The following is a 20,717-nucleotide window of genomic DNA, read 5'->3' as shown; positions in this document are numbered from 1 at the left end:
TTTTTTTTTCCCAGTTTAGGATTCTGGTGGTGCGCGCTGTTGACAAACCTCAATGCGGCGCGGGGCCTGTCTGCGGTTTGCGCTCAAATGCTGCGGTCATTGGCGCTGCACACCTGGAAATCACCCGGGGCCCTTCAAATCGCAATCGGGTCCACATCAATCGCCCAGCGCACCAGGCTTTTAAATTCCGCTTGTCGGCGCGTTTCAAACAGCACCGGCTGCCAGGCCGCCAAAAAACCCTGCAACGCAACGCGGGACGGGCTTTCCACCAGCATTTGCGCGCGCTCGATATTCGCCACGCGCTGGATCGTCATGGGTACGGCGGGGTAGGGCGTGACGTGGGCGTGGCCCGCGAGTTGCAGGGTCTGGGCGGCCAGCGCGGCGGCGTTTAAAAAGCCCTGGGCCACTTCCTGTGTCTTGGCTTCGGCCCTGATCAGCGCTGAAAAGCCGAACGGCGACAGCCCGGCGGCCTGGCGCTCGGCCAGTTGCTGGTCGGCAAAGGCTGGGTAGTCGTGGCGCTTCAGTGCTTCAAACAGCGGATGCTCTGGGTGAAAAGTCTGTACCCACATTTCGCTGGCGGCGCTGCGCCGGGCGTCGCGGCCGGCGCGGCCACCGGCCTGCATCAAGAGGCTGAACAGGCGCTCGGGGGCGCGGAAGTCGCTTGAAAACAGCGCGCCGTCGGGGTTGATGGCCGCCACCAGCGTGATGTGCCGAAAGTCGTGGCCCTTGGCAATCATCTGCGTGCCGACCAGCACGTCGACCTCGCCGGCATGCACGCTGGCCAGTTGCGACTCCAGCGCGCCCTTGAGCCGGGTCGTGTCGGCGTCGATGCGGGTGATGCGCACGGCGCTGCCGTCGGGCCGCTGCACCCCGGCCAGCAGTTCGGCCAGATGTTCCTCGAGCCGCTCGGTGCCTCGGCCGACGGGGGCGATGTCGATGTTTCCGCAGTTCGGGCAGGCGCGCGGCACCCGTTCGGTAAAGCCGCAGTGGTGGCAGCGCAGCGTGCGGTCTATTTTGTGAAACACCCGAAACGCGCTGCAGTGCGGGCATTCGCTTTTCCAGCCGCAGTCGTGGCAGGCCAGCACCGGCGCATAGCCGCGGCGGTTCAGAAAGATCAGCGACTGTTCGCCGCGCGCCACGCGCTGGGCAATCGCCGCCAGCAGCGGCGGTGCAATCACGCAGTGCTTGGGCTGGTGGTTCATGTCCACGCGCCTGACCGTCGGCAAACCGGTTGCCCCGGCGCTGCCTATTCGGTCTGCCATGTTCAGCCGCTGGTAGCGGCCGGTGATCGTCGCCTGCCAGCTTTCCAGCGACGGCGTGGCCGAGCCCAACAGCACGCGGCAGGGCTCGCCGGTTGCGGTTTCCAGCCTGGCGCGGTACACCGCCAGGTCGCGCGCCGAATAGCGTGCGCCTTCTTGCTGCTTGTAGCTGGGGTCGTGTTCCTCGTCGACCACCAGCAGCCGCAAGTTGGGCAGCGACGCCAGCACGGCCATGCGCGTGCCCAGCACCAGCCGTGCCTGGCCGGCATGCGCGGCCAGCCAGCTTTTGAGCCGCTGCGCCGGCGTGAGCCCGCTGTGCAGCGCCACCACGCGCTCCTTGCCCAGGTGGGCAAAGCGGGCTTCAAAGCGGGCCTGCAGTTGCGGCGTGAGGTTGATCTCGGGCACCATCACCAGCACTTGCGCGCTCGGGTCCTGCGCCAGCACCCTGGCCGCCGCGCGCAGGTAAACCTCGGTCTTGCCGCTACCGGTGGCGCCAAACAGCAGGGCGGGTCGCCTGGCGCCCAGGGTTTCAGCATCAAATTCGGCTAAAGCCATCGTCTGCTGTGGGCTAAGTGCTATTAAATCAGTCGCATCTTGCGGGCGGCTGGTATCGACCACGGGGCGCTTCATGCGCCGCGCCAGCTGCAGGGCGCTGAGTTCCCGCAACTGCGGCGGCAGGGCGGCCAGCGCAACTTCGCCCAGCGAGCGCTGGTAATAACCGGCCGTAAACGTCACCAGCTTGCGCCAGGTGGCCGACAGCGGCGCCAGCCCTTCTAGCACGCCGGCGATGTCGCGGGTTTTGGCTTCGGGCAACTCGCCGCTGTCGGGCAGGACTTCCCAGACCACGCCCAGCACCTCGCGCTTGCCCAGCGGCACGCGCACCAGGGTGCCGGGGCTTAGCAGCGATTCACTGCGGTAGGTCAGGGGCCCGGCAATGGCGCTGTGGGCGGGGGTGGCCACCACCACCTGGAGCCAATACCTCATTTTGTGTGTCGAAATGTATGCATTTCTTCACAAGTACATACAGACAATGCGCTAAGTCCTTGATTTTTCACCGCTTTAAAGATGTCCCGGTTTTCTGTGGATAACTTTGTTGATAGATTGCCCTGAGACGCCGCAAAGCCTTGTAAATCAAGGCTTTCATTAAACTGCCCGGAAAAATGGCAATTTAAAGATCCTATATAAATCAATGACTTACGTTCGCTATTGGTTTGATAGCGTAGTGCGGGAGGGCACTGTGAATGGATGGACCCACAGTGCGGATTTTGTGCATAAGTCCCGCTGCCGACGATTGGTTTTGTGCTAGCCACGGTCGAAATAGCCCCAAAAGTCAGCGCTTCGATCGCGTTGGGTGTGGCCTCAGCCCCGGGCTGTGCGCATCTTGCGAGAGTAAGCATGCACTGCGCGAACCAGCACCTCGACACTTTCAGGCGGCGTGAACTGGCTGATGCCGTGGCCCAGGTTGAAGATCTGGGTCGGCCCGCTCTGGGTTGGGTCGGTGTGCGGCGCGCCAAAGCTGTCCAGCACGCTGGCCACTTCGGCTTCAATTTGCGCCGGGTTGGCAAACAGCACGTTGGGATCGAGGTTGCCCTGCAGCGCCTTGGCGTTCGGGCCGTTTTCGCCGACCAGCGCCCGCGCCCTGGCCAGGTTCACGGTCCAGTCCAGGCCCAGCACCTCGCAGTCGAGCTGCTTCATGGACTCCAGCCACTGGCCGCCGCCCTTGGTAAACACCAGGCGGGGAATGATGACGCCGTTGTGCGCGCGCTTGAGCTGCGCTAAAACGCGTGCGGTATAGGCCAGGCTGAAGGTGTGAAAGGCCGCATCGGCCAGCACGCCGCCCCAGCTGTCAAAAATCATCACGGCCTGGGCGCCGGCTTCAATCTGCGCGTTCAGGTAGAGCGCCACGGCGTCGGCATTGATGGTCAGCATCTTGTGCATCAGGTCGGGGCGCTGATACATCATGGTTTTGACCAGGCGGTAGTCGTCCGAGCCGGCGCCTTCGACCATGTAGCAGGCCAGCGTCCAGGGGCTGCCCGAAAAGCCGATCAGCGGCACGCGGCCGTTCAGCGCCTTGCGGATCGAGGTGACGGCGTCAAACACATAGCGCAGTTTGTTCATGTCGGGCACTTCGAGCCTGGCCACGGCGGCTTCGTCGCGGATGGGCGTGGCAAAGCGCGGGCCTTCACCGAGCGCAAACGACAGGCCCAGGCCCATCGCGTCGGGCACGGTCAGGATGTCGCTGAACAGGATCGCGGCATCGAGCGGAAAGCGCTCCAGCGGCTGCAGCGTGACTTCGGTCGCGTAGTCGGTGTTGGTGGCCAGGCCCATGAAGCTGCCGGCCTGGGCGCGGGTGGCTTTGTATTCCGGCAAATAGCGGCCAGCCTGGCGCATCAGCCAGACGGGGGTGTAGTCGGTCGCCTGACGCAGGCAGGCACGCAGGAAAGTGTCGTTTTGAAGTGGTGCAAACATGGGGCAATTGTCTCAGACGTGCGGGGGGCGGCCTTGGGCCGTCCCTACTAGCCACCGCCGCCCTTGGGGACTACCATGGCGCGGTGAGCTTTTGATGGACTTTTAAAGGACACACCATGCGCATGTCTGACCAGGAATACTTTCGCAGCTGCATTGCCAAAGAGCGGCAACTGGCCCATTTGCTGGGCCACCCGCAGGTCGAGGAATGCTATGAGAGCGCCGGCACGCTGTGGGACAAGGCCCAGGCCTTGCCGCAGTGGACGCGCGACTGGCGGGCCTGCGGGCCGCTGATGACCGAGTACGGCCTCACGGTGACCTATGGCCAGGATGCGGGAGGCCCGTTTGCCCGTATCGGCGACACGCTGGTTCATTTTTCAGACCACCCGACGCGCGACCGCGCGGTGATGTTCGGCATTGTCAAGGCGCTGATTTTTCAGCTGGAGCATGGCGCGCCCGCCGGGGCGAAGGACGCGAGCGTCAGACCGATGGCGCAGGCGCCCGCAGCTGCCCGCTGGACTGCAGCACCCGGTGGTCAATCTTGAGGCAGCGGTCCTGCACCACCATCAGGCCTGCGGCTTCAGCCTTGGCGGCGGCGGCGGGGTGCGTCACGTCCAGCTGCATCCAGACCGCCTTCGCGCCTATGGCAATGGCGTCGTCGACGATGGGGGGAATGTCTTCGCTGTTGCGAAAGCAGTTCACCAGGTCGATTTTTTCGTGCTGCGCGGCGTCTTGCAGCGTGGCGTAGGCTTTTTCGCCCAGCACTTCGCTGGCGTTGGGGTTGATCGGGATGATGCGGTAGCCGGCCGCCTGCATGTAGCGCGCCACGTCAAAACTGGCGCGGTGCGGCTTGGGCGACAGGCCCACCACCGCAATGGTGCGGCAATGCGTCAGGATGTAGGGGAGGCGCTCGGTGACGGGAATGGGGTTCATGGTCGGCTCTTATCCTGAAAAAAACTACAGCTTGGCCAATTCGGCCCGGACATCATCGACGGACAGGATTTCTGACAGCACCACGGGCGCGCGGCCCGCTTTGTAAAATACATACACCGGCACGCCGTTGCGGCCCAGTTGCGCCAGGGCGGCGGTCACGGCCGGGTCGCGGCGGGTCCAGTCGGCGCGCAGCAGGGCGACATTCCTGGCCGCCATGTCGGCCAGCACTGAGGCATGGGTCAGCGTGGTGTTCTTGTTGTACTGGCAGGTCACGCACCAGGCGGCCGTGAAGTCGACAAACACGCTCTGGCCCTGCGCCGTGAGCTGCTCCACCCGGCCCGGCGCCCAGTCCTGCCAGAGGGCAGACTCCGCGGCGGTTGGCGTGGCTTTTTCATGCGTGATGTTGGGGCCAATCGCCCACAGCCCCACGGCCAGCAGCGCGATGGACACGGTCGCCAGCAGCGTGCGGGTGCGCGGCCGCGCGTGGCGCAGGCCCAGCGCCCAGGCCGCCAGGGCCATCAGCACCAGCAGGCCCAGCAGCGCGCCGGCGCCGTCAATGCCGCTTTGCTGGCCCAGCACCCAGACCAGCCAGACCACGGTGGCAAACATCGGAAACGCCATCAGCTGCTTGAAGGTCACCATCCAGGCGCCGGGGCGCGGTAGCGCGCGCGCCACCCCCGGCAGCGCGCTGGCGGCCAGGTAAGGCAGCGCCATGCCCACGCCAATGGCGCCAAACACCGCCAGCGCCTGCACCGCGGGCAGGCCCACGGCAAAGCCCAGCGCAGCCCCCATGAAGGGCGCCGTGCAGGGCGAGGCAATGGCCGTGGCCAGCACGCCAGTCAGAAACGCATTGGCGCCCGGGTTTTTCGCTTCCAGGTTGGCCACGCGGCCGGGCAGAAAGTTGCCAAATTCAAACAGGCCCGCCAGGTTCAGGCCGATCAGCGTGAACAGCGCAGCCAGTCCCGCCACCACCACCGGGCTTTGCAGCTGAAAGCCCCAGCCCAGCTGCTCGCCCGCCGCGCGCAGCGCCAGCAGCAGGCCGCCCAGCGCCAGAAACGACAGCACCACGCCCGCGCTGTAGAGCAGGCCGTGGCTGAGCCGGGTCGCCTGGTTTTTGACATGCACAAAGCCCACCACCTTGATCGCCAGCACCGGAAACACGCAGGGCATCAGATTCAGGATCATGCCGCCCAGCAGCGCACCCAGCAAGGCGGCCAGCAGGCCCACGGACGGCGCGCTCTTCGGCAAGGCATTCGCCGCCGCGTTGGCCTGCAGCGCCGCCTGCAGCGCGGGCGACACCACGGCCGGGGCGGCCACGGCGGGCCAGTCGCCTTTCACGGGCGCTTCGATGCGGTAGGCGACGTCATTGAAGGCCACCACCAGCGGCATCTGCGCCGGGCTTTCGGTGCGCTGGCTTGAGAGCGGCAGCTGCGCCGTCCACAGCGCGCCTTGCCAGGCTTGCTGCCAGTCGCCAGCGGGCGCGATCACGCCGCTGGTTTCGGGGTACACGGCCAGCGTCTTGCCTTGCAGCGCGTCGGGCAGGCCCGCCAGCGACACCTTGAGCGTGCTGCCGCTGACTTCGAGCTGGCTGTTGCCGGTGGGCAGCGGTTTGGGCGTGGCGGCAAAGGCGGCCTGAAACGCCTGGCCGTGGGCGGCGCTGGAGCTGCGCGCCGGCAGGCTCAGTGTGAACGCGCCTTCCTGCGGAATGCATTCCAGGCGGCAGACCAGCCAGGTGGCCGTGAGCTTGATGTCCAGATTGGGCGCATCAAAGCCGGGCGGCACCGTCAGCGGCACCGGCAGCAGCACCGTGCCCTCGTAGCCATAGTTGGCCAGCGCGCCAATCGCGATTTTTTTGGGCGTGGGCCAGGCCACATCGCCCGCCGTGATGCCGGCCGGCAACTGCCACGCCAGCTCGGTCGGCAGGCCGGAGTCGCCCGAATTCTTCCAGTAGGTGTGCCACTCCGGCTGGTGCGCCAGCTGCAGGCCCAGCCAGACCGGCTTGCCCGCCTCCACGCCCTCGGGCGCCCAGGCCAGCAGTTCAGCACGCACCTGCTCGGTGCTGACCACGGCAGCGCCAGACGCCGATTTGATGAGATTGCTTTGGGCATTTGCCCCGGTGGAAAGTGCGCAGGCAGCGATTAAAAACAGAGCGGACAGCAGGCGTTGAATTTTCATGATGTCAGTGTGAGCGGCGACCCCGCCGTTAGTTCCAGTGGCAGGGCGCCCAATGCGCCGTGTGAAAAAAAGCATAAGGGCTTCAGTCCCCGTCGCCGGGCAACCGCGACGCCTGCGCAAACACGGCGGGCAGCTTGCTGGGCGCCCGGATGCGCAGCTGCTTGTTGACGTTCTCGCGGCCAAACACCACCTCAATGTCGGCCACCGCCACGCCAAACAGCGGCGCCAGAAAGCGCACCATGTGGTCGGTGGCCTTGCCCGCAACAGGCGCCGCAGTCACGCTGATCTTGAGCTGCGTGCCCTTGGGCTTGCCAATCGCGTCCTTGCTGGCGCTCGGCTTGCCCAGGATGTTGACCACCAGCACCTCGCCTTCCCAGGCGAAGAAGGAGTCGCCGGTGGCGTTTCGGATCCGGCTGCGGCTCATGCGTCGGTCCGCAGTCGCAGCCATGCCGGCTTGGGTGGGGCTTTCCGGGCGAGGTGGGGCATGGTCTTCCGATGATAGAGGCTTGCCCCATCACCACGCTTCCCAAAGAAGATCAGTCCAGGAGCTTGTTCCAGGTTCCGATGTTATAAACTTTTCGATAGCCCTTTCTCTTCAGCATCAGTTTTGCCATTCCACTTCGTGTTCCGCTCGCGCAGCAGAGAACAACCGGGGAGGACTTGGGTATCTCACCGAGTCGGCTACCCAATTCCTGAAGGGGGATATTGATGGTTCCCGGGGCGTTCCCACTTGCGAACTCTCCTGCTGATCGCACGTCGACAAAGGTTGCTCCGTCCTTCTTGAGTGCCGGCAGCATGGCGACGACTCTTTTTGAGTTCCACCACTTGTAAGCAAACCAAAGACCTAGCGCCATGAATGGCCAATACTGTTCAAAAAACCCCTGAATATCCATATGACTCCTTGTCGGACTGATTGAGTGAAGTAGCGGCGAAATAGCGAACAGGTAAGCGTTCGCATCGTCGGTCACTGGTGCCAGGCGGAGCCCGGCACATGAATGTCTGCTCCCGCCGCAGACTGCGTGAAAACGCATGAACGCGCGCCCACGGGCCACGCCGTTGCATTGTCCCCCATCGCCGCCAGGCGCTTTTGATGAAGCAGTGCCCGAACCAGGGTTCGATAATGCGGGCATGAATTCCCGCCAAGCCACCGACTCCCCCGCCATCGTCCTGGCCACCCTCAACGCCAAATACATCCATGCCTCGCTCGGTCTGCGCTGCCTGCTGGCCAATATGGACCTGCATGGCGGCGCCGGGCTGCGCGCGCGCACGCAGCTGCGCGAGTTTGTGATCCAGCAGCGGCCGGTGCAGATTGTCGAAGACCTGCTGGCGCTCAACCCTGCTGTCATCGGCCTGGGCATCTACATCTGGAACGTGGTGGAAACCACGCAGGTCGTGCGCCTGCTCAAAACCCTGAGGCCCGACATCAAGGTCGTGCTGGGCGGGCCGGAGGTCAGCTTTGAAACCGGCGAACAGGAAATCTGCCGGCTGGCCGACCATGTCGTCACCGGCTGGGGCGATGTCAGCTTTCCCAAGCTGTGCCGCGTGCTGCTCGACGGCCCGCAGCCGCTGATGAAGGTCATTGCGGGCGAACAGCCGCCGCTGGAGGTGCTGGCCTTGCCCTATAACGAATACACGGACCAGGATCTGGCCAAGCGCCTGCTCTACGTCGAAGCCTCGCGCGGCTGCCCGTTCAAGTGCGAGTTCTGCCTGAGCTCGCTCGACAAGACCGCCTGGGCGTTCGAGTTGGACCGCTTCATGGCCGAGATGGACGCGCTTTACCGGCGTGGCGCGCGCAACTTCAAGTTTGTCGACCGCACCTTCAACCTGAAGGTGGATTTTTCGGTGCGCATTCTGCAGTTTTTCATGGACCGGATGGCGCCGGACCTGTTTGTGCATTTTGAAGTCGTGCCCGACAGCCTGCCGGACCGGCTGAAAGCGCTGATTGCGCAGTTTCCGGCCGGCTCGCTGCAGTTTGAAGTCGGCATCCAGAGCTTTAACCCCGAGGTGCAGCAGCGCATTTCGCGCAAGCAGGACAACGCCAGGACCGCCGACAACCTGCGCTGGCTGGTCAGCGAAAGCCAGGCCCATGTGCATGCCGACCTGATCTTCGGCCTGCCGGGCGAGACGCTGGACAGCTTTGCCGAGGGCTTTGACCGCCTCTATGACCTGGCGCCGCACGAGATCCAGTTTGGCATTTTGAAGCGCCTGCGCGGCACGCCGATCACCCGGCACACCGCGGATTACGCGATGGTCTACGACCCGCAAACGCCGTACACGATTTTGCAGACCTCCACGATTGACTTCACCACCATGCAGCGCATCCAGCGCTTTGCGCGCTACTGGGAAATGGTCGCCAATTCGGGGCGGTTTGCGGGCGGGCTGACGCTGCTGCTGGGGCCGGGCTCTGCCTTCAACCATTTCCTTGATTTCAGCGACTGGCTCTGGCGCACGACGGCCAAGACGCATGAGTTTGCGCTGGAAAAACTGGTGGATTTGCTGCATGCGCACCTCACGGCCGTGCGCGGCCTGAACGACGATGACGTGCGTGCTGCCCTGCTGGCCGATTACCGCGCCAGCGGCGCGCGCGGGCGGCCGCTGTGTCTGGCGGAACTGCTGAATGCCGAGCGCGCGGCCTTGCCGGCGGGGGCGCCCAAGCCCAGGGCCGAGCGGCAGAGCCGGCACGTCAGCCAGCAAGCCCACCGCGATGCGATCCAGAAGGCGGCTGCTGCGGCCTGAGCCTGCTGAAGTCGCGGGTGATTTGCGGGCAATTGATGTTTCGCAATGGCTTGGGTCGGGGCAGGGCTAGATTTCAGGCTGTCGCCATGCGGATTGCAGGTCAACCCGTCTGGTTCTCGTCACCCCGGGAGAAGGACCCATCATGAAACATTCGTTGTCCGTCATTGGCGCGGTTCTTGTCGTGGCAGTCACCTTGGTGGCCTGCGACAAGATCAAGCCCCCCCTTCCCGAAGTTGAAAAACCCCCTGCGGCATCCGGGCAGGCCAGCCAGCCAGAGGGCGAGCGCAAGGCCTTCGCCGAAACGGCTGAAAAAGAGCTGGATGCGCTCAAGGCCACCATTGCAGAGTTCAAGACCAAGGCCGAGGCCTCCAGCGCCGAGGTCAAGGCCAAACTGGGCGAGGAGGTGCAAAAACTTGAAGCCGATCTGGGGGCGGCGCAGCAGCGCCTGGCGGAACTCAAAGCCGCCACGGTTGAATCCTGGAGCCAGTTCAAGGACGCCTTCAGCAGTGCCCTCCAGAAGCTAAAGGGCGGCGTTGAAAGCTTTCGCAAGAACGCAGCCTGAGACCGGGCGGCCCGGCCATGAAACCCAAGCAGCTCATTTTTCACGACGAGGCCCGGGACAAGATCCGCCGCGGCGTGGATGCGCTGGCCGAGGCGGTCAAGGTCACGCTCGGGCCTCGCGGGCGCACCGTGATCCTGGAGCGCGACTTTGGCCCGCCGCAAATCGTCAATTCAGGCGTGCTGGTGGCCAAGTCGGTAGAGCTTGAAGACCGGTTTGAAAACATGGGTGCGCAACTGCTGCGCGAAGTGGCCGCCCGTACCAGTGAAATGGCGGGCGACGGCACCACCACCGCCACGGTGCTGGCCCACGGCATGATCCAGGAGGGCCTGCGCTATCTGGCCGGCGGCATGAATCCGATGGACCTCAAGCGCGGCATCGAGCTGGCGATCGAGACCGTGGTGGCGGAAATCAAAAAGATGGCCAAGCCCTGCGCGACGTCCCAGGAGATTGCCCATGTCGCGGCGATCTCGGCCAACAACGACCGCTCCATCGGCGAGCTGCTGGCCAGCGCCATCGACAAGGTGGGGCGTGAGGGCGCCATCTCGATCGAGGACGGCTCCGGGCTGGTCAGCGTGCTGGAGGTGGTCGAAGGCCTGCAGTTTGACCGGGGCTTTTTGTCGCCGTATTTCATCAACAACGCAGAGCGGCAAAGTGCCGTGCTGGAAGAGGTGTCCCTCTTGCTGTGCGAAGGCCGCCTGACGTCGCTCAAGGACTTGTTGCCGCTGCTGGAAGAAATCGTCAAGTCCGGCCGCCCCTTGCTGGTGATCGCGGAAGACGTTGAAAGCGATTCGCTGGCAACGCTGGTGATCAACACGATGCGCGGCACCCTCAGAACCTGCGCTGTGAAGGCGCCCGGCTTTGGCGACAGGCGCAAGGCGATGCTGCAGGACATTGCGGTGCTCACGGGTGGCACCGTCGTCAGCGACGAGGTCGGGCTGACGCTGGACAAGGTCAAGCTGTCGGATCTGGGCCGCGCCACGCGCGCCGAGATCACCAAGGACGCCACCACACTGATCGGCGGCGCCGGGCAGCCGCAGGCGATCAAGGAGCGGGTTGCAGCGATCCGCAAGGAACGCGCGTTGGCCAGCAGCGACTACGACCGTGAAAAACTCGACGAGCGCGCGGCCAAGCTGTCGGGGGGCGTTGCGCTGATCAAGGTTGGCGCGGCCACGGAAACTGAGCTGAAAGAGCGCAAGGTCCGCGTCGAGGACGCCCTGCATGCGACCCGCGCCGCGGTGGAAGAAGGCATCGTGCCCGGGGGCGGCGTGGCCTTGTTGCGCGCCCGACGTGCGCTGACGGACCTGACCGGCAGCACGCTCGATGAAACCTCGGGCATTCGCCTGGTGGCCCGCGCGCTCGAAGAGCCCCTGCGCCGCATCGTGAGCAATGCGGGGGACGAGCCTTCGGTCATTCTGAACCGGGTTGACGAATCGCCGGACCACGCCTTTGGCTACAACGCGGCCACACGCACCTATGGCGACCTGCTGCAAATGGGCGTGATCGACCCGGCCAAAGTGACCCGGCTGGCGCTGCAAAACGCAGCCTCCATCGCCAGCCTGATTCTGACCACCGACTGCATGATTGCCACGGCGCCCAAGCCGCCGACCGAGGGGGGCGCGCTGAATCCAGAGGGCGGCGCGCCCTTGTTTTAACAGATTCCCACAAGGAGCAACAGGATGGAAAACACATGGATTCTGGTCGCCAATGCCGAGCGCGCCCGCTGCTTCGAGCGGCATGCCGCGGACCATTCCCTCACCGAACTGATTGACTTTGTGCACCCGCAGGCCAGCCTCACGGGGCAAGCCAGCGGGGGCGACCTGACGGGCGCTGCGGGCAAGGGCCACGGCCGCACCGGACACGCGGGCACGCAGTTTGAACCCAAAACCGAAGCCCACGCCAAAGAGCGTGCCAGCTTTGCCCGGGAACTCGCGGATTACCTCAACGAAGGGGTTGCTGCGCAAAAGTGCAATGCGCTGGTGCTGGTGGCCTCCAGCCCGATGCTGGGTGAGCTCAGGCCGTGTTTGAGCCATGCTGCTGAGAAGGCGGTGAGGCGCTCCATTGCAGGGGATTTGACCCGCTATGAGGGGCCTGAGTTAAAGGCGCGTATTGATGAGGCCTTGCTTCGGCCTGACTGACGGGCATACGCAGGGGTCTTGATTTCGGCGGGGTGCGCGGTCGCGTGACTTCACGTTCGGCACTTTTTGGGTGCTGGGTGGGTTTTGCGTGGTTGGGCCGGCCGGGCGAGACCGGCCTGCCCAACCAGGAAGAGTCAACCGCTCCCCACTGCGCCGCGACTTTCAGGATGTCGAGGCTTCAAGCACCTCCCGCGCGTGCAACTCAGAACCGCCCGGACTGGTAGCGCTGGCCCAGCACGCCCTGCAGCGTCTGCACCACCAAAAACGCGTCCTTCAGGTGGCTTCGCTCAAAGTTGGAGAGTTCCTCCAGCGCCAGAAAGTTGTCAGGCGCCTGCCCGCGTCCGATCTGGCGTGCCTGGTGGGCGATGCGCAGCGTGCCCAGAAACTCCAGCGCGTCGCGCAAATCGTGCGCGCCTTGCGCGCTCACCTCGCCGGACTGCGCCACCTGTTCCAGCCGGTCGTAGGTGTTGACGGCCGGCTCCCCGCCGGCCAGGGCATAGATCCGCGCCAGGTCGACGATGGGCACGATGCCGCTGTGTTTGAGGTCGATGGTGCGGTCGTTGTCGCCGCCGCGAATCAGTGACAGGTTGCCAAACAGGCCCAGCGGCGGGCGGTGCTTGAGCGCGTTACTGACCATGTAGGCCAGGAACAGGCTGTTGCCCCGGGTGCGCTGCAGCACCTCGCGCCGCAGCGTGTCCAGCAGCTCGGCCTTGCCGTGAATGGCGCGCTGGTCAAAAAACACGCAGGTCAGCATCAACGCCTTGGGCTCGGGCGTGTTCACCCACTGGGCAAAGTACTGCACCCAGCGCTGGTGCGGCTGGCGCCAGGTGTCGGTCATGGCCATCATCTCGCCGGGGCAGTGGATGTAGCCGCAGGCGTCGAGGCCGTCGCAGACAAACCTGGAAAACGCGCGGAAATAGTCGCCGTGCAGCGCTTCGTCGTAACGGTCGTCCAGGATCATGCAGTTGTCCTGGTCGGACTTGGCGGTCTGTTCGCTGCGCGCCTGCGAGCCTGCCGCCACCCAGACGTAGTCAATGGGCGCCGGGCCCAACTGCGCTTCGGCCAGGTGAATCAGCCGCGTCGTCAGCGCGTCGGTGATGGCTGTGATGATATGGCCGGTGCTGTAAGCGCTGGCACCGGCGCCGGCCAGGTGTTGCTGCAGCCGCTTGATGCGCGTGCTGATGCGGGCCAGCCCTTTCACGGTGGTTTGCTTGTAGATGTCGCCCGCCAGGTAGACGGCCGAGGTGCTGTGCTGCTCGGCCAGGTCGGTGGCGGTAATCATGCCGGCCAGGCGCTGGCCGTCCATCACCGGCACATGGTGGATGTTGTGGCGCGCCATGAGCAGCAGCGCCTCGAAGGCGGGGCTGCCGGCGTCCAGCGTCAGCGGCGCCAGCGTGGCAATGTCGGCCACCGGTCTGTCAAGGGCCAGCCCCTCGGCCACGACGCGGTTGCGCAGGTCGCGGTCGGTCACCAGTCCGATCAGGCGGCCCTGCTCAACCAGCAGCACCGACGACACGTGCTGCGCGCGCATCAGTTCGGCCGCCGCGCGAATCGACTCGGTGGGCAGCAGGGTGATGGGTTCGCGCTTGACGAGGGTGCGAATTGGCGCCGACAGCAGGTTGAGTGCCGTGCCCGTATCTTCTGGCGCAGCCCGGTCAACGGCGGGCAGCGACGGAAAGAACACCGCCAGCTGCGGGTTGGCCGCGCACATCGCCTTCAGCGCGTCGGTCGGCAGCAGGGCCAGTGCGGTGTCGGAAACGGCCACCGCCTGCCAGGCCGCCTGCTGGTGCGCCGGCGTGATGCCAGCGCCAAAGCATTCGCCCGCCTGCAGCGCAACCGCCCAGCCCAGGTCGGGGTCTTGCAGGCTGACGGCGCCGCTGGCAATCAGCGCCAGCTGGTCCGGCCACTGGCCTGGCGCCAGCACCTCGGCGCCAGCCGCAACGCAGGTCCAATTGCACTGGCTGGCCAGGGCGGCACGCGCGTGTTCGGGCAGCAGCCCGAACACGCGGTGGCGCGACAACACATCAAGAGGCAGAGCGGCGGTGTTTTGTGTCATGGCGGGCAGCAGGCAAAAAGGGATGGACAACAGGCAAAGTCATTGTGGCGCAAGCCCGGGCCGGTTGCGACGCGTCGGGCTTGCGCCTGATCAATACAGGGCTGGGCACCTGCTGCCCGCCTTGCCGCTATGCTCAGCGCAGAACAGAACCAAGGAGACTGCGCACATGAAACCATCTGACACCGCCGGGCCGGCCAAAGAGGCGGCCAGTGAACTCAGGCACATCACGGTCTACCTCGACTTCATCTCGCCCTACGCCTATCTGGCGTTCGAGCTGCTGCCGCAAGCGTTGACGGGGGTCAGCTACCGGGTCAGTTACATGCCGGTGCTGTTTGCCGGCCTGCTCAAGCACCATGGCCAACTGGGCCCGGCTGAAATTGCCCCCAAGCGCGACTGGACTTACCGCCAGGTGCTGTGGTTGGCGCACAGCCGGGGCATTGCGCTGCAGTTGCCGGCCAGCCACCCGTTCAATCCCTTGCATTTGCTGCGGCTGGCGCTGGCCTGCAGCCCCGAACATGCGCCAGCCACGCCCAACCGCTATGTGTGCGAGCAGATTTTTCACCATGTCTGGCGCGGCGGCGCCGAGGCCACCGACCCGCAGCGGCTGGACGCGCTGGCGCAGCAGCTGTCACCCCGGCGCGACCGGCATGGCGACGCGGTCAAGGCGCAACTGACCCGCAATACCGAGGACGCGGTGGCGCAGGGTGTGTTTGGCGTGCCCACGTTTGCAGTGGACGGAAAACTGTTTTGGGGATTGGACGCGCTGCCCATGCTGCGCGAGTACCTGCTGGGCAGCGACTGGTTTGCCGGGCCTGGCTGGCAAGGCGCTGGCGGAATTTCGCCGGGCGTGGCCAGGGTGCGCCCCGATTCGTCACCGCGAACGTAGTGCGGCAATTGCCGCGCTTTGCTTTCCATGAACCGCCCCTGATCCGTCATCGCGAGCGAAGCGCGGCGATCCATCGCTGGAAAAGCGCAGTCATGGATTGCCGCGCGTCGTTCGCAATGACAGAAAGAGATTGCACCGGTTCATGGGGCGTGTGCAGTTCTGGAACGGAACTAGAGGCTCGCCATGACGGGCGCTGAGCGCCCGCCGGTTTTTAGCGCTTGAACTTCCCGTCGGTGCCAATGATCGACAGGTCGGCAAAATCCAGGCCGGTGTGGTCGTTGGGGCCGTAGGTCACTTCCAGTCCGCCTATGTCGAGTTTGCGAATGCCTTCCAGCGCAGCCTGCAGTTTTTCGCGGGTGGGTTTGGCGCCGGCGCGTTGCAGGCCTTCCACCAGCACCTTGGCGGCCGCAAAGCCTTCAATCATGGCCGGGCTCAACTCGTTGATGCCCTTGGCCTTGGCCAGTTCCAGGGCTTGCTTGACCAAGGGGTTGGAAATCGAGCGTTCGTAAGGAAAGACCTGGGTGACGATCACGCCGCGCGCGTTGTCGCCCAGACTTTTGATGAAGCCGCCCGACGCATTGTTGGACAGCGTCACAAACTGGGCGTTGGAGCCGGCAGCGCGAAAGGCTTTCACGCCATCGACCACCGCTTGCCCGGACGCCACCAGGACAACGGCCTGCGCATTGGACTGGAACACTTTGGGGGCGATCGGGCCAAAGTCGGGCTTGGACCGGTTGAATTTCTCCAGCGCCACGGCTTGCAGCTTGGCCGTTGCCAGGCCTTTCTGGGCGCCGACCACGCCATCGCTGCCAAAGCTGTCATCGGCATACACAATGCCGATCCGGGTGATGCCCATGGAGACCAGGTGGGTCACGGCTTTTTCAGCTTCCCGCTGGTAAGTGGCCCGCACATTGAAGATGTGTTTTTGCACCGGCTGGTGCAGCACCATGGCGCCGGTGGACGGGCCCACCAGCGGCACCCCGTGCTTGTCCAGCAGGGGAATGATGGCTTCGGTGTGCGGCGTGCCGCGTGTCAGGAACATGGCCAGCACGTTTTGCTCTTCAATCAGCTTGCGCGCGTTCTCTGCCGCCAGCTTGGGGTCGAACTTGTCGTCCAGTGAAACCAGTTCGATCTTTTGCCCGCCCAGGCCGCCTTTGGCGTTGATGGAATCCAGGAAAAGTCGGGCGCCATCCGTGGTTTCCTTCACCCCAGCGCTCACGGCGCCGGTGATACCCGCGGTTTGTCCAATCAAAATCTGGGCGTGGCTGGCTTGGCTCAAAACGGCGATCAGAATCGCTGCGCACCACTGGCCTGGGCTTTTCATGGAATTTCCTTTGGTTTTTAAATAGGCGGGTAGTTAACCACGAACGGGGCAGTGTGACGAGTTGGGGGAAACCACAATGACCGGCAAAGGCTGGCGTCGCCGGGGTCAATCCGCGCGTCCGGCATGCCCCGCGCGCCAGACTCCTAGAATGTTTGACCTCTTCAGGAAAGACAGCCTCCATGCCCCAGGGAATCATCCGCATACGCGGCGCGCGCCAGCACAACCTCAAAAATATCGACCTCGACATCCGGACCAACGAAATGACGGTGGTCACCGGGCCCAGCGGATCGGGCAAGTCGTCGCTGGTGTTCGACACGCTGTTTGCCGAAGGCCAGCGCCGTTATGTCGAGACCTTTTCGGCCTATGCCCGGCAGTTCCTGGACCGCATGGACAAGCCGGCCGTCGACAAGGTTGAAGGCGTTCCGCCCGCCATTGCGATTGACCAGACCAACCCGGTGCGCAACTCGCGCTCCACCGTGGGCACCATGACGGAGCTCAACGACCACCTGAAGCTGCTGTATGCCCGCGCGGCGCAGCTGTTTGACCAGAAAACCGCGCAGGCGGTGCGCCACGACACGCCCGAGTCGATTTATGCCGAGCTGATGGCGCGCACGGAGGGTAGCGATCCCAGGGTCATCATGACTTTCCCGGTCGAGTTGCCGGGCAACACCAGCGCCGCAGAGATCGAACAGTGGCTGTCGGCCAGCGGCTTTACGCGGGTCCATGCGGAGCGCGACATCGGCACGCCGGCCGGGCCGCACAAGCTGCTCGACGTGGTGGCGGACCGGTTCCGCCTGCACCAGGCTGAAAAAGTGCGGGTGATCGAAGCGATTGAAACCGCCCTGAAGCGCGGCGGCCGCATCAATGTGTATGTGCAGCCTGCGGCCGAGGGCGCGCTGGAAGAAATGTGGCGCTTTTCCACCGGCCTGCACTGCCCCGACAGCGACCTGCGCTACACCGACCCGACGCCTTCGCTGTTTTCCTTCAACTCGGCCATGGGCGCCTGCGAAACCTGCAAGGGCTTTGGCCGCGTGATTGGCGTCGACTACGGGCTGGTGATTCCCAACGACAAGCTCACGCTGCGGGCCGGCGCCATCAAGACCATGCAGACGCCGGCCTGGAAGGAAGCGCAAGACGATTTGATGCGCCACGCCGAAGCGGCCGGCATTCCGCGCGACACGCCCTGGTCCAAGCTCACGCCCGAGCAGCAGGCCTGGGTCATCAACGGCTCGCCGAGCTGGAACGGCAAGTGGAGCCAGCACTGGTTCGGCATCAAGCGCTTTTTTGCCTACCTGGAAAGCAAGGCCTACAAGATGCACATTCGCGTGCTGCTGTCCAAGTACCGCAGCTACACGCCGTGCGAGAGCTGCGGCGGTGCGCGCCTCAAACTGGAGCCGCTGCTGTGGCGCCTGGGCTCCAAAGAAGCCGCCGACGCGGTGCTGCCGCCCGGCCAGCGCTTCATGCCGGTGGGCGTGGACTGGACGCGGGCGCAGCTTGAAGCGCTGCCGGGGCTGTGCCTGCACGATTTGATGCGGCTGCCGCTGGACCGGTTAAGCGCATTCTTCGCTGCCTCTGGATTTACTCCCTCCCCCGCTGGGGGAGGGCTGGGGTGGGGGCAGCCTGGGGCGGGAGCGCCGAGCCCCCATCCCAACCTTCCCCCAGCGGGGGAAGGCGCAACATCCGGCGAAGCCCAGGCGCTGAAGTCGCTGTTCGAGGAAATCCGCATGCGGGTCAAATACCTCTGCGACGTCGGCATTGGCTACCTGACGCTCGACCGCCAGAGCCGCACGCTGTCGGGCGGCGAGGTGCAGCGCATCAACCTGACCACCGCGCTCGGCACCTCGCTGGTCAACACGCTGTTTGTGCTCGACGAGCCTTCGATTGGCCTGCACCCGCGCGACATGAACCGCATCACGCGGGCCATGCACCGGCTGCGCGATGCCGGCAACACGCTGGTCGTGGTCGAGCACGACCCGGCCGTGATGCTGGCCGCTGACCGCATGATAGACATGGGCCCCGGTCCGGGCGAAAAGGGCGGGCAGATCGTGTTTGACGGCACGCCAGAGGACCTCAAGCATGCCGACACCCTGACCGGCGCCTACCTGGGCGCGCGCAAGCAAGTCGGCATGGGCTTCAAGCGCGCCGTGACGGACAACACGCCGCGCCTGGTGCTCGAAGGCGCGCGCGACCACAACCTGCAAAACCTGAACGTCGAGTTTCCGCTGCAGCGCCTGGTCTGCGTGACCGGCGTCAGCGGCTCCGGCAAGTCCACGCTGATGCAGGACATTCTGGCGCCCGCGCTGCTGCGCCAGTTTGGCAAGGCCACCGAGACCCCCGGCCTGCACGACCGGCTGCTGGGCGCCGAGCACCTGACCGACGTGGTGTTTGTCGACCAGTCGCCGATTGGCAAAACCGCGCGATCGAATCCGGCCAGCTACGTGGGCGCGTGGGACGCCGTGCGCGAGCTGTTTGCGCTGGCGCCGCTGGCCCAGCAGCGCGGCTACACCGCGTCCAAGTTCAGCTTCAACCACGGCGACGGGCGCTGCCCGACCTGCGGCGGCTCCGGCTTTGAGCATGTCGAAATGCAGTTCCTGAGCGACGTGTATTTGCGCTGCCCCGACTGCGACGGCAAGCGCTACCGGCCCGAAATCCTGGAGATCACGATCGAGCGCCAGGCCATTGGCCAGCTCAAGCCCGCGCTGCTCAATGTGGCCGACGTGCTGGAACTGACCGTGAGCGAGGCGATAGTGCTGTTTGCGCAAGACCGCGAGGTGGTGCGCGCGCTGCAACCGATCGTGGACGTGGGCCTCGAATACGTGAAGCTGGGCCAGCCCGTGCCCACGCTGTCGGGCGGCGAGGCCCAGCGCCTCAAGCTGGCCGGCTTTCTGGCCGAAGCCAGCAAGTCCGCCGGCAAGACCAAAAGCGCCAGCAAGCAGCCGCTGCCGCTGAAACGCCCGGACCGGGGCACGCTGTTTTTATTCGACGAGCCGACCACCGGCCTGCACTTTGACGACATCGCCAAGCTCATGCGCGCGCTGCGCCGGCTGCTCGAAGCCGGGCATTCGCTGATCATCATCGAGCACAACCTCGACGTGATCCGCTCGGCCGACTGGCTGATCGACCTCGGACCCGAAGGCGGCGAGGCGGGCGGCCTGCTGGTGGCCGAGGGGCCGCCGGAAATGGTGCGCCAGCACCCCACGTCGCACACCGCGCTGGCGCTGCGCGAGTACGAGCAGGCCATGGGCCAGGTCAGCCAGGTTGAAGAAGCCCGGCCCAGGGCCTGGAAAACCCGGCCGGCTTTTGCCAACATGATCCAGATCGTCAACGCCAAGGAAAACAACCTCAAAAGCCTGTCGGTCGAGATTCCACGCGGCAAGTTCAACGTGGTCACCGGCGTGTCGGGCTCGGGCAAATCGACGCTGGCCTTTGACATCTTGTTCAACGAAGGCCAGCGGCGCTACCTGGAGTCGCTCAACGCCTACGCGCGCAGCATCGTGCAGCCGGCCGGCCGGCCCGAGGTCGATGCGGTCTACGGCATTCCGCCCACCGTGGCGATCGAGCAGCGGCTGTCGCGCGGCGGACGCAAGTCCACCGTGGGCACCACCACCGAGGTCTGGCACTTCTTGCGGCTGCTCTACGTCAAGCTGGGCATCCAGCATTGCACCAAGGACGGCGCGGCGGTCATGCCGCAAAGCCCCGAGAGCATCGCCGCGCAGCTGCTCAAGAGCTACCGGGGCCAGCACATCGGCCTGCTGGCGCCGCTGGTGATCAACCGCAAGGGCGTCTACACCGAGCTGGCCGACTGGGCGCGGCCGCGCGGCTACCCGCATTTGCGCGTCGATGGCGAGTTTTTGCCGACCACCGGCTTTCCACGCATCGACCGCTTCAAGGAGCACACGGTGGAGTTGCCGGTGGCCGACCTTCATGTGACGCCCGAGAACGAAGCTGCATTGCGGGCGGCGCTGGCCACCGCGCTGCAGCATGGCAAGGGCGTGGTGCATGTGCTGGCGCCGCTCGACGGCCTGCAGGCGGCCATGCTGGCGGGCACCAGCACCAAGAATATCGGCAAGCTGGAGGTGTTCTCGACCAAGCGCGCCTGCCCGGTCTGCGCCACCTCGTATGCCGAACTCGACCCGCGCCTGTTCAGCTACAACAGCAAGCACGGCTGGTGCCCCGACTGCGTGG

At 65.1% G+C, this 20,717-nt stretch carries 15 protein-coding genes; 7 read left to right on the top strand and 8 right to left on the bottom strand.

What is annotated here, in order from left to right:
• Positions 1 to 134 precede the first annotated feature (134 nt).
• Positions 135 to 2,243 (bottom strand): primosomal protein N', encoded by a 2,109-nt coding sequence (gene priA / locus IV091_RS00975; RefSeq protein WP_293464104.1) that lies wholly within the window; start codon positions 2,241 to 2,243, stop codon positions 135 to 137.
• A 375-nt stretch (positions 2,244 to 2,618) separates the two neighbouring features.
• Positions 2,619 to 3,728, bottom strand: a complete 1,110-nt coding sequence (gene hemE / locus IV091_RS00970; protein WP_293464103.1) for a uroporphyrinogen decarboxylase — start codon at positions 3,726 to 3,728, stop codon at positions 2,619 to 2,621.
• Positions 3,729 to 3,844: 116 nt separating this feature from the next.
• Between hemE and IV091_RS00965 the strand changes: the two genes are divergently transcribed.
• The gene (locus tag IV091_RS00965) at positions 3,845 to 4,270 is read left to right on the top strand and encodes an aminoacyl-tRNA synthetase (RefSeq protein ID WP_293464102.1); all 426 of its coding nucleotides are present in this window, start codon (positions 3,845 to 3,847) and stop codon (positions 4,268 to 4,270) included.
• On the opposite strand, the gene IV091_RS00960 is transcribed toward IV091_RS00965, so the two are convergent.
• From IV091_RS00960 to IV091_RS00945, 4 genes are all read right to left on the bottom strand, one after another.
• Entirely contained in the window at positions 4,206 to 4,658 is a 453-nt protein-coding gene (locus IV091_RS00960) for a CoA-binding protein (RefSeq protein ID WP_293464101.1), read from the bottom strand. The genes IV091_RS00965 and IV091_RS00960 overlap by 65 nt on opposite strands.
• 24 nt (positions 4,659 to 4,682) lie before the next feature.
• Positions 4,683 to 6,833 carry a thioredoxin family protein gene (locus IV091_RS00955; protein WP_293464100.1) on the bottom strand — a complete coding sequence of 717 codons (2,151 nt, stop codon included), beginning with the start codon at positions 6,831 to 6,833 and terminating at the stop codon, positions 4,683 to 4,685.
• A gap of 82 nt (positions 6,834 to 6,915) precedes the next feature.
• Positions 6,916 to 7,257 (bottom strand): DUF167 family protein, encoded by a 342-nt coding sequence (locus tag IV091_RS00950; protein WP_293464099.1) that lies wholly within the window; start codon positions 7,255 to 7,257, stop codon positions 6,916 to 6,918.
• A 112-nt stretch (positions 7,258 to 7,369) separates the two neighbouring features.
• Positions 7,370 to 7,726, bottom strand: coding sequence for a rhodanese-like domain-containing protein (locus IV091_RS00945; protein WP_293464098.1), 357 nt, complete (start codon positions 7,724 to 7,726; stop codon positions 7,370 to 7,372).
• Between the two features lie 235 nt (positions 7,727 to 7,961).
• Here IV091_RS00945 and IV091_RS00940 point away from each other — a divergent pair, with 235 nt between their 5' ends.
• From IV091_RS00940 to IV091_RS00925, 4 genes are all read left to right on the top strand, one after another.
• Positions 7,962 to 9,569, top strand: a complete 1,608-nt coding sequence (locus IV091_RS00940) for a DUF4080 domain-containing protein (protein ID WP_293464097.1) — start codon at positions 7,962 to 7,964, stop codon at positions 9,567 to 9,569.
• 142 nt (positions 9,570 to 9,711) lie between these two features.
• A complete protein-coding gene (locus tag IV091_RS00935; protein WP_293464096.1) occupies positions 9,712 to 10,131 on the top strand; it encodes a hypothetical protein in 420 nt (139 codons plus the stop codon).
• A gap of 17 nt (positions 10,132 to 10,148) precedes the next feature.
• A complete protein-coding gene (gene groL, locus IV091_RS00930) occupies positions 10,149 to 11,783 on the top strand; it encodes a chaperonin GroEL (protein ID WP_293464095.1) in 1,635 nt (544 codons plus the stop codon).
• Positions 11,784 to 11,807: 24 nt separating this feature from the next.
• Positions 11,808 to 12,266 (top strand): host attachment protein, encoded by a 459-nt coding sequence (locus tag IV091_RS00925; protein WP_293464094.1) that lies wholly within the window; start codon positions 11,808 to 11,810, stop codon positions 12,264 to 12,266.
• A gap of 202 nt (positions 12,267 to 12,468) precedes the next feature.
• On the opposite strand, the gene IV091_RS00920 is transcribed toward IV091_RS00925, so the two are convergent.
• Complete coding sequence (locus IV091_RS00920; RefSeq protein WP_293464093.1) at positions 12,469 to 14,322, bottom strand: putative nucleotidyltransferase substrate binding domain-containing protein; 1,854 nt, start codon at positions 14,320 to 14,322, stop codon at positions 12,469 to 12,471.
• A gap of 166 nt (positions 14,323 to 14,488) precedes the next feature.
• Here IV091_RS00920 and IV091_RS00915 point away from each other — a divergent pair, with 166 nt between their 5' ends.
• Entirely contained in the window at positions 14,489 to 15,208 is a 720-nt protein-coding gene (locus IV091_RS00915) for a 2-hydroxychromene-2-carboxylate isomerase (RefSeq protein ID WP_293464092.1), read from the top strand.
• 211 nt (positions 15,209 to 15,419) lie between these two features.
• Here the strand turns inward: IV091_RS00915 and IV091_RS00910 are convergent, their stop codons facing one another.
• Positions 15,420 to 16,532: an ABC transporter substrate-binding protein gene (locus tag IV091_RS00910; protein WP_293464091.1), complete on the bottom strand. Its 1,113-nt coding sequence runs from the start codon at positions 16,530 to 16,532 to the stop codon at positions 15,420 to 15,422.
• 179 nt (positions 16,533 to 16,711) lie between these two features.
• On the opposite strand from IV091_RS00910, the gene uvrA reads away from it, so the two are divergent.
• Positions 16,712 to 20,717 (top strand): excinuclease ABC subunit UvrA (uvrA, locus tag IV091_RS00905; RefSeq protein ID WP_293464090.1); only part of this gene is annotated, 4,006 nt, incomplete at its 3' end.

The organism is Polaromonas sp. (genome assembly GCF_018780625.1).
GTDB lineage: Bacteria > Pseudomonadota > Gammaproteobacteria > Burkholderiales > Burkholderiaceae_C > Polaromonas.
Note: the sequence above shows the minus strand (reverse complement) of the source record. Positions and strands in the feature narration are given on the sequence as shown.